This is a genomic window from Nonomuraea sp. NPDC003727, from assembly GCF_053586935.1.
On record NZ_JBSFNE010000002.1, the window covers coordinates 528,053 to 542,602 of the forward strand.

Below are 14,550 nucleotides of genomic sequence, written 5' to 3' on the forward strand. Positions count from 1 at the left end.
TCTCGCTGTCATGGATCTCGGCATCTCGGGCAAGGTCGCACTGGTCACCGGTGGTAGCGCGGGCATCGGGCTGGCCGCCGCCAAGGCGCTGGCGCGGGAGGGCTGCGACGTGTGCGTCTGCGCGCGCAGCCCCGAACGGCTCGCCGACGCGGTGGTGGAGCTGCAGGAGTTCGGCCACGTGGTGCACGCCGTCCTCGCCGACGTCGAGGACCCCGCCGCGGCCGAGCGGGTGGTGGCCGAGACGCGCGAGGTGCTGGGGCCGATCGACATCCTGGTCGCCAACGCGGGCGGGCCGCCCGCGGGCACCTTCGTCGAGGTGAGCCTGGCCGACTGGGAGGTGGCCGTGCAGCGCAACCTGCTGGGCACGGTGCGCCTGATGCGGGCGGTGCTGCCCGACATGCGCTCGCGCGGCTGGGGCCGCATCGTCGCCGTGACGAGCAGGTCGGTGCGCGAGGTGATCGACGGGCTGGCGCTGTCCAACGCCACCCGCACGGCGGTCGCCGGCGTGGTGCGGTCCCTGGCCAGGGAGGTCGGCGAGGACGGCGTCCTGGTGAACAACGTGTGCCCGGGCCCGATCGACACCGAGCGGCTGCGCTCGCTCGGCCACACCGGCAGCACGCCCCTCGGCCGCATCGGCCGCCCCGAGGAGGTCGGCGACGTGATCGCGTTCCTGGCCAGCGACAGGGCGTCCTTCGTCAACGGCGTGTCCCTGCTGGTCGACGGCGGGGAGAGCAGGGTGGTGGCCTGACGGCAGATCCAGCACCCGCCAACCCATGACATCCTTCGTGTAGAAGCGAAAGGGAAGGACGGGGGCATGGACAAGCCGGTCATCGTGACGGTCGACGACGACCCGGGCGTGTCGAGGGCGGTCGCCCGCGACCTTCGGAAGAAGTACGGCCAGCAGTACCGCATCGTGCGCGCAGAGACGGCCGAGCAGGGCATCGAGGCGGTCCGCGAGATGCGCCTGCGCGGCGACGAAGTGGCCGCGATCCTCGCCGACTACCGGATGCCGCAGATGAACGGCGTGCAGTTCCTCGAGGCGGCGATGGACATGTTCCCGTTCGCGCGCCGGGTGCTGCTGACCGCCTACGCCGACACCGACGCCGCCATCCAGGCGATCAACGTGGTCGACCTCGACCACTACCTGCTCAAGCCGTGGGATCCGCCGGAGGAGAAGTTCTACCCGGTGATCGACGGCCAGCTCGACGCGTGGCAGCGCACCGACCGGCAGGTCAAGGCCGAGCTGCAGGTCGTGGGCGACCGCTGGTCGGCCCACTCCTACCGGGTGCGTGACTTCCTGTCCCGCAACCACGTCCCCTACCAGTGGATGCTCGCCGAAGACCCCGAGGGGCAGCAGCTGGTGGCGGCCGTCGGCGGCGACTGCCACCTGCCGCTGGTGATCACCGCGGAGGGCGAGCAGCTGCAGGCGCCCGACCAGTCGACGCTGGCCTCGGCCGTGGGCCTGTCCACGACGCCGTCCACCGACTTCTACGACCTCATCGTGATCGGCGGCGGGCCCGCGGGCCTCGGCGCCGCCGTCTACGGCGCGTCGGAGGGGTTGCGCACGGTGCTGGTCGAGGCGCACGCCTCGGGCGGCCAGGCGGGGCAGAGCTCGCGCATCGAGAACTACCTGGGCTTCCCCGACGGCGTCTCCGGCGCCCAGCTGGCCGACCGGGCCCGCAGGCAGGCGCTGAAGTTCGGCGCGGAGCTGCTGACCGCGCGCAAGGTCATGAGCCTGGAGGCCAAGGGCCAGGCCAGGGTCGTCGGCTTCAGGGACGGCGGCCAGATCGCGGCGCACGCGGTCATCCTCGCCACCGGCGTCACCTACCGCAGGCTGGAGGCGCCGGGGCTCGACGACTTCGTCGGCAGGGGCGTCTACTACGGCGCCGCGCTCACCGAGGCGCCCTCCTGCCGCGACAGCGAGGTCTTCATCGTCGGCGCGGCCAACTCGGCCGGGCAGGCGGCCGTCTACCTGGCGGGATTCGCCAGCAAGGTCCACTTGTTGGTGAGGGGTGACGGTTTGGAGAAGTCCATGTCCCACTACCTCATCGAGCAGATCGCCGCGATCCCCACCATCGAGGTCCACTACGAGACCGAGGTGACCGCCGGCTCCGGAGACGACCACCTCGAACGGCTGACGCTGACCACCAGGGGCGAGGAGTGGTCGGCCGACGCGCAGTGGCTGTTCGTCTTCATCGGTGCCGAGCCGTACACGACCTGGCTGGGCGACGGCATCGAGCGCGACGCCAAGGGGTTCGTCATCACCGGGCCCGATCTGGTGGCGTCCGGCGAGCGGCCGCGCAACTGGCCGCTGCGGCGCCAGCCGTACTTCCTGGAGACCAACGTCCCCGGCGTGTTCGCCGCGGGAGACGTGCGCGCGGACTCGATCAAGCGGGTCGCCTCCGCCGTGGGCGAGGGCGCGATGGCCGTCGCTCTGGTGCACCGCTACATGGAGAAGCAATGATCGACATAGACGAACTGCGCAAGCTCTTCCTCTTCGAGCGGCTGACCGACGAGCAGCTGACCCTGCTGGCCACCAAGGGCGAGGTCCGCTCCTACGACAGGGACTCCTTCGTCCTGCGGCAGGGCGAGCCGTCCGAGCACTTCTTCGTCCTCATCGAGGGCGAGGTGCAGATGCTGACCGACACCAGCGCGGGGCCGGTCGCCCAGCCGCGCACCTCCCAGCCCGGCGTCTACGCCGGTGCCGTCCAGGCCTACCTGGGCAACCGCGCGCCCGACGTCTACCAGCACTCGCTGCGCGCCACCGCGCCGTCTCGCCTGTTCGTGCTGCCGGCCAAGAAGTTCGGCCACATCGTCACCGAGTGGTTCCCCATGGCCTTCCACCTGCTGGAGGGCATGACGTACGGCGGGCGGGCGGCGCGCGAGATCATCGACAGGCGCCAGCGGCTCACCGCGCTCGGCACGATCACCGCGGGCCTCACGCACGAGCTGAACAACCCCGCGGCGGCCGCCGTGCGCGCCGTGAGCGAGCTGCGGACCAGCATCAGGGCCTCCCGCGTCCAGCTGGCCGAGCTGGCGGCCCACGGGATACCGCCGCAGAAGCTGCTGCACCTGGTCGAGCTGTCCGACGCCTGCGCGCAGGCGGTCGGCACGCTGCCCCCTCGGTCCCCGCTGGAGATCTCCGACGCCGAGGACACCGTGGGTGAGGCGCTGGAGGAGATGGGCGTCGACGACGCGTGGGAGCTGGCTCCCTCGCTGGTGAACGCCGGGTTCACGCTCGACACGCTGGACAGGATCCGCACCAAGGTGGGCGACGAGCACGCCGGCGTGGCGCTGCGCTGGCTGTCGCAGGCCACGGAGATCTCGCAGATGCTGAGCGAGGTGACCGAGGCCACCGAGCGGATCACATCGCTGCTCGACTCCGCCAAGCAGTACTCCCAGATGGACCGCGCGCCGTACAGCGTGCTGAACGTGCACGACCTGCTCGACAGCACGCTGGCGATCTTCAGGGGGAAGATCCCGCCCGGCGTGTCCGTGGTCACCGACTACGACCGGACCCTGCCGGACATCCCCGCCTACGGCGGCGAGCTCAACCAGGTGTGGACGAACCTGATCCACAACGCGCTCGACGCCATGGGCGAGGAGGGCACGCTCACGATCCGCACCGCCCACGACGAGGACGAGGCGATCATCGAGATCGGCGACACCGGTCCCGGCGTGCCCGACGAGATCAAGGAGCGCATCTTCGAGCCGTTCTTCACCACCAAGACGGTGGGCAAGGGCACCGGGCTCGGGCTGGACATCTCCTACCGGATCGTGGCGGGCCGCCACAACGGCGAGCTGAAGGTGCGATCGGTGCCCGGCGACACCTGGTTCGAGGTACGGCTACCGCTCCGCGAGACCCCCGCCTAGCCCTGGCACCGACCGGCGATCATGTCCGTCAGCCGCGGCACCACGCGGTCGGCGGCGACCCTGAAGCCGTCGTGCTCGAACTCGTTGGTCACCCACGCGCGCGTGTTGCCGACCCGGCTTGCCGTCTCCAGCGACAGGCCGGCGTCGACGTACATGTCGTCGTGGTAGACGACGGCGGCGACGGGCACCTGGTTGCCGGCCAGCCGCTCCGGGTCGTAGAGGGCGGGCCAGTCGGTGTAGGACGCGAGCCGCTCGGCCGCCTCCTTGAACGGCCGCAGCGAGCGGATCTCGTCGAACATCCAGGGGTAGATCATCTCGCCGGTGAACATCTCGGGGGCGGCGAAGTCCTCCGGCATCACCCTGGCCGCGGCCCACGAGGTGGCGGCGCCCTGGGCGTAGATCGGCTCGTGCAGGACCGCGTACAGCGGGTTGCCCACGAAGCCCGTCGCGGTCATGACCTCGTACAGGAAGGCGTCGGACAGCCGGCCGCCGGCCCAGGCGTCGTCGAGCAGCCAGTGCAGCGAGGCGGCGCCGTCGCCGGTGCCGAGGCGCAGGCCGAGCGTCCTGAAGCGCCTGGAGGTGAGGCGGTCGCCGTCCGGCAGCAGCACCTCGGACTCGTCGAGGTGGGCGACGATCCGCCGCACCTTCTCGGCGTCCTCGGGGAAGCTCCGGTAGTAGCGGGTGACCTTGTCGCGCACCCGCGCGTAGGTGCGGGTGTAGACCTCGTCGGCGGTCGCCTCCAGCCCCGGCAGGCCCCCGGTGATGTGGCAGGCCCTGAGCGCGGCGGGCGCCTGCGACAGGTAGGTGAGGGTCACGAAGCCGCCGTAGCTCTGCCCCCACGTCTCCCACTGCTCGATGCCGAGCTTCGCGCGGATGTGCTCGCAGTCGGCGACGATGGCGTCGGCGCGGAAGTGCCTGAGATAGGCGGCCAGGTCGTCGGGCTTCTCGGGTGAGGAGGCGTCGGCGGGGGTGCTGCGGCCGGTGCCGCGCTGGTCGAGGAGGAGCACCCGGTGGGTCTTCAGGATGTGCGCGAAGTGCGCGGGCCCGGTGGGCCTGGGCGACCGGCCGCCGGGCCCGCCCTGCAGGAACAGCGCCCACGGCAGACCCGAGCGGGCCGGATCGGCGATCTCGCGGGCGAAGACCGTGATGGTGGGGCCGTCCGGGTCCGCGTGGTCGAGCGGGACGGTGAACTCGTGATCGGTGGCTCGCAGGCCCGGCAGAGTGACATTCACTCCCCTATGATCACATTTCATGGATGAGGCTCCCCCTGGCATCAACCCTCACATTCCCAGCGTGGCCCGCATGTACGACTACTACCTCGGCGGCAAGGACAACTTCCGGGCCGACCGGGAGGCCGCCGAGAAGGTGCTCGCCGTCGTCCCGGAGACGCGGCAGGCCGCCAGGGAGAACCGCGCGTTCATGCAGCGCGCCGTCCGGTTCCTGGCCGGGCGGGGCATCAGGCAGTTCCTGGACATCGGCACCGGCCTGCCGACCCAGGGCAACGTGCACGAGGTGGCAGGGCCGGACGCTCGCGTGGTCTACGTGGACAACGACCCCATCGTGCTGACCCATGCCAGGGCCATCCTGTCGGGCGCCGAGGGGGTCGACGTCGTGCAGGGCGACCTGCGCCTGCCCGAGGCCGTCCTCGACAGCCCCGAGGCGCGCCGGCTGCTCGACTTCGACGAGCCGGTCGCGATCCTGGTCGTGGCCGTGCTCCATTTCGTGCAGGACACCGACGACCCCGAGCGCATCATCGGCAGGTTGAAGGAGCGGATGGCGCCCGGCAGCTACCTGGTGCTCTCGCATGCCTGCCCCAACCGTCCGGTGGAGTCGGAGGACATCGCCTCGGTCTACGACCTGGCCACCGCGGGCATCAGGCTGCGCGACCGCGCCGAGGTCACGCCGTTCTTCGACGGCCTGGAGCTGGTCGAGCCCGGACTGGTCAACGTGGCCGAATGGCGGCCGGAGGTGGCCGAGCTGGCGCCGCTGCAGGGCGTGGGCGACTACCTGCTCGGCGGGGTGGGCCGCAAGGGCTGACCACCCGCCGGCGAGCGCCGAGGCGCCCGCCGGCGGAGACGGCCGGCGGAGACGTCAGCCGTCCAGGGCCGTCAGGTCGAGCCGCTGGAGCCGCTCGGGGTCGGACAGCACGTCGATAGCCACGATCCGCCCGCCCGTGACGGTGAAGCCCATGACGGACAGCGGCCGGCCGTTGGCGGCGACCACGACGCCGGCCGTCCCGTTGACCAGCGCCGGGCGGGCGAACGGCGACAGCTTCCCGAACGTGACCGCCTGCTCGGCGACGGTCCGCGCGCCGGTGAACACGACGGTGTGGCGGGCCCGCGCGAGGCCGCCGTCGGAGCGCAGCACGACGTCGGGGTGGAGCACGGCGACGAGCGCCTCGAAGTCGCCGTCGCGGGCGGCGGCGAAGAAGGCGTCGACGACGTCACGCTGGCGGCCGAGGTCGGGGTCGGGAGCCGGGGCCTGCCCCTGGACGCGGCGGCGGGCGCGGCTCGCGAGCTGCCGTGCCGCCGCCGGCGACCGTTCGATCATCGGGGCGATCTCCTCGAACGGCACGGCGAACATGTCGTGCAGCACGAACGCCAGCCGCTCGGCCGGTGACAGCGTCTCCAGGACCACCAGCAGCGCCAGCCCGACCGAGTCGGCCAGCATCGCCTGCCGCTCCGGGTCGATCACGGACGCGGAGCCGATGATCGGGTCGGGCATGGACACGTCGAGGGGGTCCTCACGGCGCTGCTCACGCGAGCGCAGCACGTTCAGGCACACGCGCGCCGCCACCGTCGTCAGCCACGCGCCGAGGTTCTCCACATCGCCGGTGTCGGCGCGGCTGAACCGCAGCCAGGTGTCCTGGACGGCGTCGTCGGCCTCGCTCACCGAGCCGAGCATCCGGTAGGCCACCGCTCGCAGCCGAGGCCGGTGCTCCTCGAACCGCTCGCTCAGCCGTTCGCGCTCGTCCACCGTGTCACGTTCCTTCCATGCGGGGTGTCGTAACGGTAGACCCCTGGAACCCGGTGGATGTGACCGGGGCTCGTCGCGCGCCTTCCTATCGGGCGGGGCGGGAAGCTGGTACGCTCCCAAGCGAGCGCTTGGTTTATCAGCCGAAGGGCGGACGCATGAGGTTCTCCACCTTCCATCTCTTCCACCGGTTCGACGGGCAGAGCTTCAAGGACGTCTACGACTACCACCTTGAGCTCATCGAGCTGGCCGAGGAGCTGGGCTTCCACGGAGTACGGCTGGCCGAGCACCACTTCCGCGACTACGGCGTGGTCCCGAACCTGTTCACGCTGCTCGCCCACGCCGCCGCCCGCACCGAGCGGATCCGCCTGGGCACCGGCATCGTCGTGCTGCCGCTGCACAACCCGGTCCACGTCGCCGAGGAGGCGGCCCTCGTCGACGTGCTGTCGGGCGGCAGGCTCGACCTGGGCATCGGCCGCGGCTACCAGAGCTTCGAGTTCGAGGGCTTCGGCATCGACCTGGCCGAGGCGCGCGATCGCTTCAACGAGGCGCTGGAGGTGATCCTGGGCCTGTGGACCCAGGAGTCCTTCCAGCACGAGGGCAAGTTCTACCGGACGGGCGAGGTCTCGCTGACGCCCAGGCCGCTGCAGACGCCGCACCCGCCGATCCACGTCGCCGCCGTCTCCCCCGAGACCGTCACCATGTACGGCGAGCGCGGCCTGCCGATCCTGGCCGACCCCGCCGCGCCGTTCCGCAAGGTCGTGAAGGCGGCCGAGACCTGGCGCGAGTCGGCCGGAACGGCGACGGCCGACCTGGTCGTCGCCCGCAGCGTCTACGTGGCGCCGACCGTCGAGCAGGCGCGCGAGGACCAGGCGAGGTTCGAGGCCGCCTTCGACCGCTCGCGGATCTTCAACGAGCGCAGCGCGCCCATCGACCCGAAGACCGGCAAGGCCGCCCAGGGCTTCGAGTACTACCAGGACCGCTACCTCAAGGGCGGCTCGGTCTCCAACGACTTCCGCTGGGAGCAGCTGGAGGTCATCGGCGATCCCGCGCGGGTGATCGAGCAGATCGGCGTGCTGAAGGCGGCCGGGTTCTCCACCCTGCTGTGCGACTTCGGCAGCACGCGCCCGATGCCGCTGGAGGAGATGAAGAAGGTCATGCGGTTCTTCGCGACCGAGGTGATACCCGCGTTCCAGGAGGCGTGATGATCCACTCGCTGACACTCTCCGACGTCCTGGCCGAGCACGCCCGCAGCCGCCCGCAGGTGACGGCGGTGGTCGACGGCGAGGTCCGGCTCACCTATCCCGAGCTCGACGCGCGGGTCTCCCGCCTGGCCGGCGCGCTGGCGGGCAGGGGTGTGACGGCGGGCGAGCGGGTGCTGTGGCTCGGCCAGAACTCGCACGCCGTCCTGGAACTGCTGCTGGCCTGTTCCCGCCTCGGAGCGGTCTTCTGCCCCGCCAACTGGCGCCAGTCCACCGACGAGCTGCGGTTCGTCGTCGAGGACCTCGCGCCCGCCGTGGTGGTGTGGGAACGATCGGAGGCCGCCGCGCCGCTGGCCACCGAGGCGTGGGTCGAGGACTACGCCGCGCTCGTCGAGGAGGGCGCCGCCCTCGACGGGCTCCCGCCGGTCGACGACACGGTCCCCGCCCTGGCCCTCTACACCGCCGCCTTCGCCGGCCGTCCCAGCGCGGCCCTGCTCAGCAGCGCCGCGCTGCTCGCGCACGGCACCTCCCTGCTGGTGGTCAGGCAGATGGAACCGGGCTTCACCTTCCTCAACAGCGGGCCGCTCTTCCACGTCGGCACGATGATGTTCTGCCTGGCGACGCTGCAGATCGGCGGCACCAACGTCTTCACGCCCTCCTTCGAGGCCGAGGAGGTCTGCCGCCTGGTCGACGCCGAGAAGGTGACGCAGGCGTTCCTGTTCGGCCAGATGATCGACGCGGTGGTGGCGGCGAACGCGGAGCGCAAGTACGACCTGTCGTCGCTGCGGTTCGTCTCGCACTCGGCGGAGTGGGACGAGATGACCACGCCCGACGACTCGCCGTGGTGCAGGTCGAAGATGGGCGGCTACGGGCAGACCGAGGTCGGTGGCATGCTCACCTTCCTGGGCCTCGCGCCCGGCGCGGCCGGGTTCGCCGGCCGGCCCTCGCCGCTGGTCCAGGTGCGCATCCTGGCCGCCGACGGGAGCGAGGTGCCCGCCGGCGAGGTGGGCGAGATCTGCGCCCGCGGCAAGACCCTATTCTCCGGATACTTCGCCCGGCCCGAGCTCAACGCCCAGAAATCCCTGTACGGCTGGCACCACACCGGCGACCTGGGCAGGCGCGAGCCCGACGGCACGATCACGTTCATCGGCCCCAAGCTCCGGATGATCAAGTCGGGCAACGAGAACGTCTATCCGGCGGAGGTGGAGCGGGCGCTCAGATCGCATCCCGCGGTGGCCGACGCCGCGGTCATCGGGGTGCCCGACGCCCGATGGCACCAGGCGGTGAAGGCCGTGGTGGCGTTGAAGGGCGAGGCGTCGGCGGACGAGCTGATCGAGCACGTCAGGGGGCAGCTGGCGGGCTACAAGCGGCCCCGGCACGTCGACTTCGTGGAATCCATCCCGAAGAAGGGCTTCACGCCCGACTACGACGCCCTGGACGCCGCCCACGGAGGGGGCAACTACCCGGGGAGCTGAATCACGCGGCGGGCGGGCCCTCGTGGCCCGTGGCCGAACACCCGGGGTGCTGACTCACGCGGCGCGCAGGCGGTCCTCGTGATCCGTGGCCGACTCCCGCATGCCCGCCGCGATCACCGCGTCGAACGCGGCCTGCTCGAGACGTTCCGGTAGCCCGCGCCGAGTCGCGCGTCAGCGCGTCATGACCGGCGGCGCCGGCCGGCCGAGGTCGCCGACCGCCGCCTCGACCCCGGAGGGGGCCTTCGACGGATCGCGCTCGAGGACCCTGCCATCCTGCCTGGTAGGGAGAGGCGAGCGGGGCGGAGAGGAGACGGCACCGGTCGCGCCGGTGATGAGAATCGTCACGCGAAGCGCGATATAGTAAGCATCAGTGACCAAAGGAGCCTCGTTGAGCCGCGCCGAACGCAAGCAGGCCGACCCCGATCTCGGTGTCATGGCAGGTCAGGTGCTGTTCTCCCTCCAGAAAGAGCTGTTCGGCACCCTGGCCGAGCAGGGCCACCCCCGGCTGCGCCCGCGGCACGGCGCCGTCATGGCCTACCTCGACGAGGCCGGTAGCAGGGCCACCGACCTGGCCCAACTGTCCGGCCAGCACAAGCAGGTGATCGGGACGCTGGTGGACGAGCTGGTCGAGCTGGGATACGTGCGGCGGGAACCCGACCCACGCGACCGCAGGGCCAAGCTCGTCGTGCCGACCGAGCTCGGCCTCGACCAGATGGCCAGGTCCGACCGGATCGTGGCCGACATCGAGCGGCGGCACGCCGAGGCCGTCGGCGAGCAGGAGTACGCCGCGTTCAGGCGTGTCTTCCGGCGGGTGGCCGAGGGCCAGCGCAGCGGACTACGTTGATCGGATGTGCCCTCCTTAGCCTGGCGCCCGCTCGCCTTCGTCGCCGCCCTGCTGTCGGCGCTCCTGCTCGTGCTCAGCCCGCTGTACGGCTACCACCGTGACGAGCTGTACTTCCGCCTGCTGGCCGAGCACCCCGCGTGGGGCTACGTCGACCAGCCGCCGCTCACCCCGATGCTCGCCAAGGTCTCGATCGCGCTGTTCGGAGACACGCCGACGGGGCTCAGGGTCCCGGCCGCGCTGTCGGCCGCGGCGCTGGTCCTCCTGGTCGGGCTGATCACCAGGGAACTGGGCGGCGACCGCAAGGCCCAGGTGCTGGCCGCCGCGGGGATCGGCACGGGCGCGTTCGCGCTGGTCGCGGGCCACTCACTGCTGACGCTCAGCGCGGACCTGCCGCTGTGGTCGGCGGCGATCCTGTTCGTGCTGCGCGTGCTCCGCACCGGAGACGGCCGCTGGTGGCTCGCGGCCGGCGCGGTCATCGGCGCGGCGACCTACAACAAGCACCTGATCGCGCTCCTGGTCATCGGGCTGGCCGCGGGCGTCCTCGCGGTGGGCCCGCGCAGGATCCTGCGCGACCCGTGGCTGTGGGCGGGCGTCGCGGTGGCGGCGCTGATCGCCGCGCCGAACCTGATCTTCCAGGCCACGAACGGCTGGCCGCAGCTGGCGATGGCGGCCGCGCTCAGCGAGACCAAGGGCGCCGAGATGCGCGCGCTGTTCGTCCCGATGCAGATCGTGCTGTTCGGCCCCGTCGTGGCCTTCGTCGCGGCGCGCGGCTGGCTGCGGCTGTGGCGCGACGAGCGGCTGCGCTGCCTGGCCGTCGCCTACCCCGTGGCGGCGGCGCTGACGCTGCTCAGCGGCGGCCGGTTCGACTACACGGCCGGGCTGGTCATCCTGCTGTTCTGCGCGGGGGTGACCGAGGGCCTCGCGCCCGCGCTGGCGATCAACGGCGCGTTCTGCGCGCTCGTCGCGCTCCCCTTGATCCCCGTCTCGCTGGTGGGGATGACGCCGGTCCCTCGGGTCAACGAGGTCGCCAGGGAGTCGATCGGCTGGCCGGAGTTCACCGCGGCGGTCGGCGCGGCCGTACGGACGCTGACACCCGAGGAGCGGGCCAGAGCGGTGCTGCTGGCGGGCAGCTACGGCGAGGCGGGCGCGCTGCACCTGGCGGGCGGCCTGCCGCCGGTCTACAGCGGCCACAACCAGCTCCACCTGTACGGCCCGCCGCCCGAGGGCGCCGACGTGGCGGTGGCGGTGAAGTACCCGCGCCGGGGGCTGGAGACGGTGTTCCGGTCCTGCGTCGAGCACGGCAGGGTCGACAACGCGGCCGGCGTGGACAACGAGTTCCGCGGCCTGCCCGTGCTCGTGTGCAGGGGGCTCAGGATGCCCTGGAGCGAGGCCTGGCCGAGCTTCCAGGAGTACAGCTGATATTTGACAGACCGTTCCAGAAAGATCTAGCGTCGGGCGCATGGCCAGGACGAAGGAGTTCGATCCCGACGAGGCGCTGCAGAAGGCCATGGAGCTGTTCTGGCGGCGGGGCTACGAGGCCACCTCCATGTCCGACCTGGTCGAGCACCTCGGCATCGGCAGGGCGAGCATCTACGCGACCTTCGGCGGCAAGCGGGAGCTCTACCTGCGCGCCTACGACCGCTATCTCGAGCAGGGCGTCGACTTCGAGGGTCTGCTGTCGGGGCCGGGGCCGGTACTGCCCGCCGTACGGGATCTGGTCCTGAGGTTCGCCGACGAGGCCGCGCACGACGCCGACCACCGCGGCTGCCTGGTCGTCAACACCGCGGTCGAGCTGGCCCCGCACGACGAGGAGCTGGCGCGGCGGGTGGCGGCCAACTGGGACTTCGTCGAGGCCACCCTCGCCGCCGCGCTGACCAGGGCCCGCGAGCGGGGCGAGCTGGACGACAGCCAGGACCCCCGGGCGCTCGCCCGGTTCCTGCTGACCGTGCTGCAGGGGCTGCGGCTGGTCGGCAAGGGGGCCACCGATCCGGCCCGGCTGCGCGACACCGCGACGCAGGCGCTGCGCGTCCTCGGCCTCACAGGATCGCCAGCGGGTTGACCGGGCTGCCGGTTCCCCCCTCGATCTTCAGCGGCGCGGCCACGAAGACGAACTCGGCGGGCCCGGCCGCGGCCAGTTCCTCCAGCCACAACATCTCGACCAGGTGGATGCCATGGCGGTGGAGCAGGATCAGGTGCAGGTCGTCGGCCGGGCCCTCGTCGGCGAGCTGGCGGGCGTTCAACCCTCCGATGGCGGCGTTGTCGCCGGCGACCGCCGCGACGTCGCGCGCGGCCAGCCAGCGCCCCGCCTCCGGCGACAGCCCCGGCTGCCCGGTCCAGTAGGTGTCCGGCCAGGTCAGCGGCCAGCCCGTACGGATCACGGCCACGTCGCCCGGCCGGACGTCCGCGTGGATCTCCTCAAGCAGCGCCGGCTCGATCCTGAAGTGGGCGGGCAGGTGCGGCATGCCGAGGTGGCCGGGGACGTCGAAGAGGATCCCGCGCGCCACGACGCCCCCTGCGTGCTCGATGCCGCAGCGGGTCGCGCCGTAGGAACGGACCCGCGCCGCGGGATGGCCGTTGTAGAGCTCCTCGCCCTCCCACATGTGGCAGAGGGCGTCCATGTGCGTCGTGGTGCCGTGGGGGGTGACGACCAGCGCGTCGTCGGCCACGCGCAGGCCCGCGCCGATCCCCCGGGCGCCGGCCGCGTAGTCGCCGCCGTCGACCGACATGAAGTGCTGGGGCAGCGGTCGGCCGCGCAGGTGGGGGACGGTGGTCGGGGCGGGCGACGACGTGGCGCCCCTGATCGGCATCGACAGGCTGAGCACCCTGCCGGTCGTGGCACTGGCCAGCGCGCGCAGCACGACCTCAGGCGTGAGCAGGTTGAGCGTGCCGCGCTGGTCGTCTGGGCCGAAGCGGCCCCAGTTGTTAGGCTCGGTAACCAAGCAAGCGCTTCCTTTCTTCCGGAGGGTGTCCATGCGGCTTGACGAGGTTTTCTCGCGCCACACCGAGCTCGGCGCGGCGTTCGCCGTCCACGTGGACGGGGAACTGGTGGCCGACCTGTGGGGCGGCGTCGCCGACCGCCGTACCGGGCGCCCGTGGGCCGCGGACACGCCCGTGCTGACCTACTCCTGCACCAAGGCGATCACGGCGACGGTCACCCTGCTGCTGGTCGAACGGGGACAGCTCGCCCTCTCCACGCCGGTGAAGGAGATCTGGCCCGAATTCTCGGCCGCCGGGGTCACCGTCGAGCACCTGCTCACCCACCAGGCGGGACTGCCGGTCATCGAGGAGCAGGTGCCGGTCGAGGAGTACGGCGACCACGCTGCCATCGCCGCCCGGCTGGCCCGCCAGTCGCCGCTGTGGGAGCCGGGCACCGCCCACGGCTACCACGCGCTGACCTACGGGTTCCTGATCGGGGAGGTGGTGCGCAGGGTCACGGGCAAATCGGTGGCCGATCTGGTCGCCGCGGAGATCGCCGGGCCGCTCGGCCTGGACATGTGGCTCGGCGCGCCCGACGAGGTCCTCCCGGCGGTGGCCAGGCTCTCGGCGGGCGACCCTGCCCCCTCTCCATCCGACACGCCACCCGCCCGGCCCTCCGACCCGGCCGCCCCGCGCCCCCGCCCGGCCGTACCGCCCGCAGGTCCGGCCGCCGCGCTGAGTGCCGCCGAGCGGGCGGCGCGCGACCCGTACAGCCTCATGAACAGGGCGCTCGGCAACCCCGGCGTGCACCGGCTCAAGGGCGGCGCCAACCACCCCACCGTCCTGCGCGCGGGCTGGCCCGCCATGGGGCTGGTGAGCACCGCGAGAGCGCTGTCCGGCTTCTACCGCGCCCTGATCGCGGGCGAGATCCTGCGGCCCGACACGCTGGCCGATGCCGTCCGGCCCAGGGTCGCGGGCCCCGACCGGGTGCTCCACATCGGCACCGCGTTCGGGCTCGGCTTCATGACCTCCTCCGAGAGCTTCGCCCCGTTCGCCCCCACCGCGTTCGGGCACACCGGCCTGGGCGGCTTCCTCGGACTCGGCGACCCCGCGCGCGGGGTGGCCATCGCCTACACCATGAACATGCTGTCCGCCACCTTCGCCGCCACCACACCCGCGTGGGAGCTGGCCGCCGCCGTCTACGACGCGCTCTGAGCCGCCACCGCCGCTCCCACCACCGCTCCCACCGACGCCCTCACTGACAGCC

The 14,550-nt window shown here is 72.1% G+C and carries 14 protein-coding genes; 10 read left to right on the plus strand and 4 right to left on the minus strand.

Features of this window, described 5'->3' with window-relative positions; genetic code table 11:
- Positions 1–10 precede the first annotated feature (10 nt).
- From ACWDLG_RS07740 to ACWDLG_RS07750, 3 genes are all read left to right on the plus strand, one after another.
- Positions 11–748, plus strand: a complete 738-nt coding sequence (locus ACWDLG_RS07740; protein WP_449917115.1) for an SDR family oxidoreductase — start codon at positions 11–13, stop codon at positions 746–748.
- 66 nt (positions 749–814) lie between these two features.
- Positions 815–2,464, plus strand: coding sequence for an FAD-dependent oxidoreductase (locus tag ACWDLG_RS07745; protein WP_449917116.1), 1,650 nt, complete (start codon positions 815–817; stop codon positions 2,462–2,464).
- Positions 2,461–3,873, plus strand: a complete 1,413-nt coding sequence (locus ACWDLG_RS07750; RefSeq protein ID WP_449917118.1) for an ATP-binding protein — start codon at positions 2,461–2,463, stop codon at positions 3,871–3,873. Before ACWDLG_RS07745 ends, ACWDLG_RS07750 begins: the two co-directional genes overlap by 4 nt.
- On the opposite strand, the gene ACWDLG_RS07755 is transcribed toward ACWDLG_RS07750, so the two are convergent.
- A complete protein-coding gene (locus ACWDLG_RS07755; RefSeq protein ID WP_449917121.1) occupies positions 3,870–5,105 on the minus strand; it encodes an alpha/beta fold hydrolase in 1,236 nt (411 codons plus the stop codon). The two genes, ACWDLG_RS07750 and ACWDLG_RS07755, sit on opposite strands and share 4 nt — an antisense overlap.
- 19 nt (positions 5,106–5,124) lie before the next feature.
- On the opposite strand from ACWDLG_RS07755, the gene ACWDLG_RS07760 reads away from it, so the two are divergent.
- Positions 5,125–5,910 (plus strand): SAM-dependent methyltransferase, encoded by a 786-nt coding sequence (locus tag ACWDLG_RS07760; protein ID WP_449917123.1) that lies wholly within the window; start codon positions 5,125–5,127, stop codon positions 5,908–5,910.
- A 54-nt stretch (positions 5,911–5,964) separates the two neighbouring features.
- On the opposite strand, the gene sigJ is transcribed toward ACWDLG_RS07760, so the two are convergent.
- Entirely contained in the window at positions 5,965–6,849 is an 885-nt protein-coding gene (gene sigJ / locus ACWDLG_RS07765) for an RNA polymerase sigma factor SigJ (RefSeq protein ID WP_449917124.1), read from the minus strand.
- Between the two features lie 155 nt (positions 6,850–7,004).
- On the opposite strand from sigJ, the gene ACWDLG_RS07770 reads away from it, so the two are divergent.
- Together ACWDLG_RS07770 and ACWDLG_RS07775 are read left to right on the plus strand one after the other, a co-directional pair.
- Entirely contained in the window at positions 7,005–8,051 is a 1,047-nt protein-coding gene (locus ACWDLG_RS07770; protein WP_449917126.1) for an LLM class flavin-dependent oxidoreductase, read from the plus strand.
- On the plus strand, positions 8,051–9,523 hold the full coding sequence (locus ACWDLG_RS07775) for an AMP-binding protein (RefSeq protein WP_449917129.1): 1,473 nt from the start codon (positions 8,051–8,053) through the stop codon (positions 9,521–9,523). Before ACWDLG_RS07770 ends, ACWDLG_RS07775 begins: the two co-directional genes overlap by 1 nt.
- Positions 9,524–9,694: 171 nt before the next feature.
- Here the strand turns inward: ACWDLG_RS07775 and ACWDLG_RS07780 are convergent, their stop codons facing one another.
- Complete coding sequence (locus ACWDLG_RS07780) at positions 9,695–9,868, minus strand: hypothetical protein (RefSeq protein WP_449917131.1); 174 nt, start codon at positions 9,866–9,868, stop codon at positions 9,695–9,697.
- Between the two features lie 43 nt (positions 9,869–9,911).
- Here ACWDLG_RS07780 and ACWDLG_RS07785 point away from each other — a divergent pair, with 43 nt between their 5' ends.
- The 3 genes from ACWDLG_RS07785 to ACWDLG_RS07795 are packed head-to-tail and all read left to right on the plus strand — an operon-like array spanning position 9,912 to position 12,426.
- Positions 9,912–10,367 (plus strand): MarR family winged helix-turn-helix transcriptional regulator, encoded by a 456-nt coding sequence (locus ACWDLG_RS07785; protein ID WP_449917133.1) that lies wholly within the window; start codon positions 9,912–9,914, stop codon positions 10,365–10,367.
- 6 nt (positions 10,368–10,373) lie between these two features.
- Entirely contained in the window at positions 10,374–11,786 is a 1,413-nt protein-coding gene (locus ACWDLG_RS07790; protein WP_449917135.1) for a glycosyltransferase family 39 protein, read from the plus strand.
- A 40-nt stretch (positions 11,787–11,826) separates the two neighbouring features.
- On the plus strand, positions 11,827–12,426 hold the full coding sequence (locus ACWDLG_RS07795) for a TetR/AcrR family transcriptional regulator (RefSeq protein ID WP_449917137.1): 600 nt from the start codon (positions 11,827–11,829) through the stop codon (positions 12,424–12,426).
- Here the strand turns inward: ACWDLG_RS07795 and ACWDLG_RS07800 are convergent.
- The gene (locus ACWDLG_RS07800) at positions 12,404–13,306 is read right to left on the minus strand and encodes a cyclase family protein (protein WP_354906813.1); all 903 of its coding nucleotides are present in this window, start codon (positions 13,304–13,306) and stop codon (positions 12,404–12,406) included. The genes ACWDLG_RS07795 and ACWDLG_RS07800 overlap by 23 nt on opposite strands.
- 31 nt (positions 13,307–13,337) lie before the next feature.
- Here ACWDLG_RS07800 and ACWDLG_RS07805 point away from each other — a divergent pair, with 31 nt between their 5' ends.
- Positions 13,338–14,498 (plus strand): serine hydrolase domain-containing protein, encoded by a 1,161-nt coding sequence (locus ACWDLG_RS07805; protein ID WP_449917141.1) that lies wholly within the window; start codon positions 13,338–13,340, stop codon positions 14,496–14,498.
- Positions 14,499–14,550: the final 52 nt, after the last annotated feature.

Excerpts from the sequence above, each read along its gene's own strand:
- ACWDLG_RS07740 (WP_449917115.1), top strand. The coding sequence starts at position 11 with ATGGATCTCGGCATCTCGGGCAAGGTCGCACTGGTCACCGGTGGTAGC.
- ACWDLG_RS07745 (WP_449917116.1), top strand. The coding sequence starts at position 815 with ATGGACAAGCCGGTCATCGTGACGGTCGACGACGACCCGGGCGTGTCG.
- ACWDLG_RS07750 (WP_449917118.1), top strand. The coding sequence starts at position 2,461 with ATGATCGACATAGACGAACTGCGCAAGCTCTTCCTCTTCGAGCGGCTG.
- ACWDLG_RS07760 (WP_449917123.1), top strand. The coding sequence starts at position 5,125 with ATGGATGAGGCTCCCCCTGGCATCAACCCTCACATTCCCAGCGTGGCC.
- ACWDLG_RS07770 (WP_449917126.1), top strand. The coding sequence starts at position 7,005 with ATGAGGTTCTCCACCTTCCATCTCTTCCACCGGTTCGACGGGCAGAGC.
- ACWDLG_RS07775 (WP_449917129.1), top strand. The coding sequence starts at position 8,051 with ATGATCCACTCGCTGACACTCTCCGACGTCCTGGCCGAGCACGCCCGC.
- ACWDLG_RS07795 (WP_449917137.1), top strand. The coding sequence starts at position 11,827 with ATGGCCAGGACGAAGGAGTTCGATCCCGACGAGGCGCTGCAGAAGGCC.
- ACWDLG_RS07805 (WP_449917141.1), top strand. The coding sequence starts at position 13,338 with ATGCGGCTTGACGAGGTTTTCTCGCGCCACACCGAGCTCGGCGCGGCG.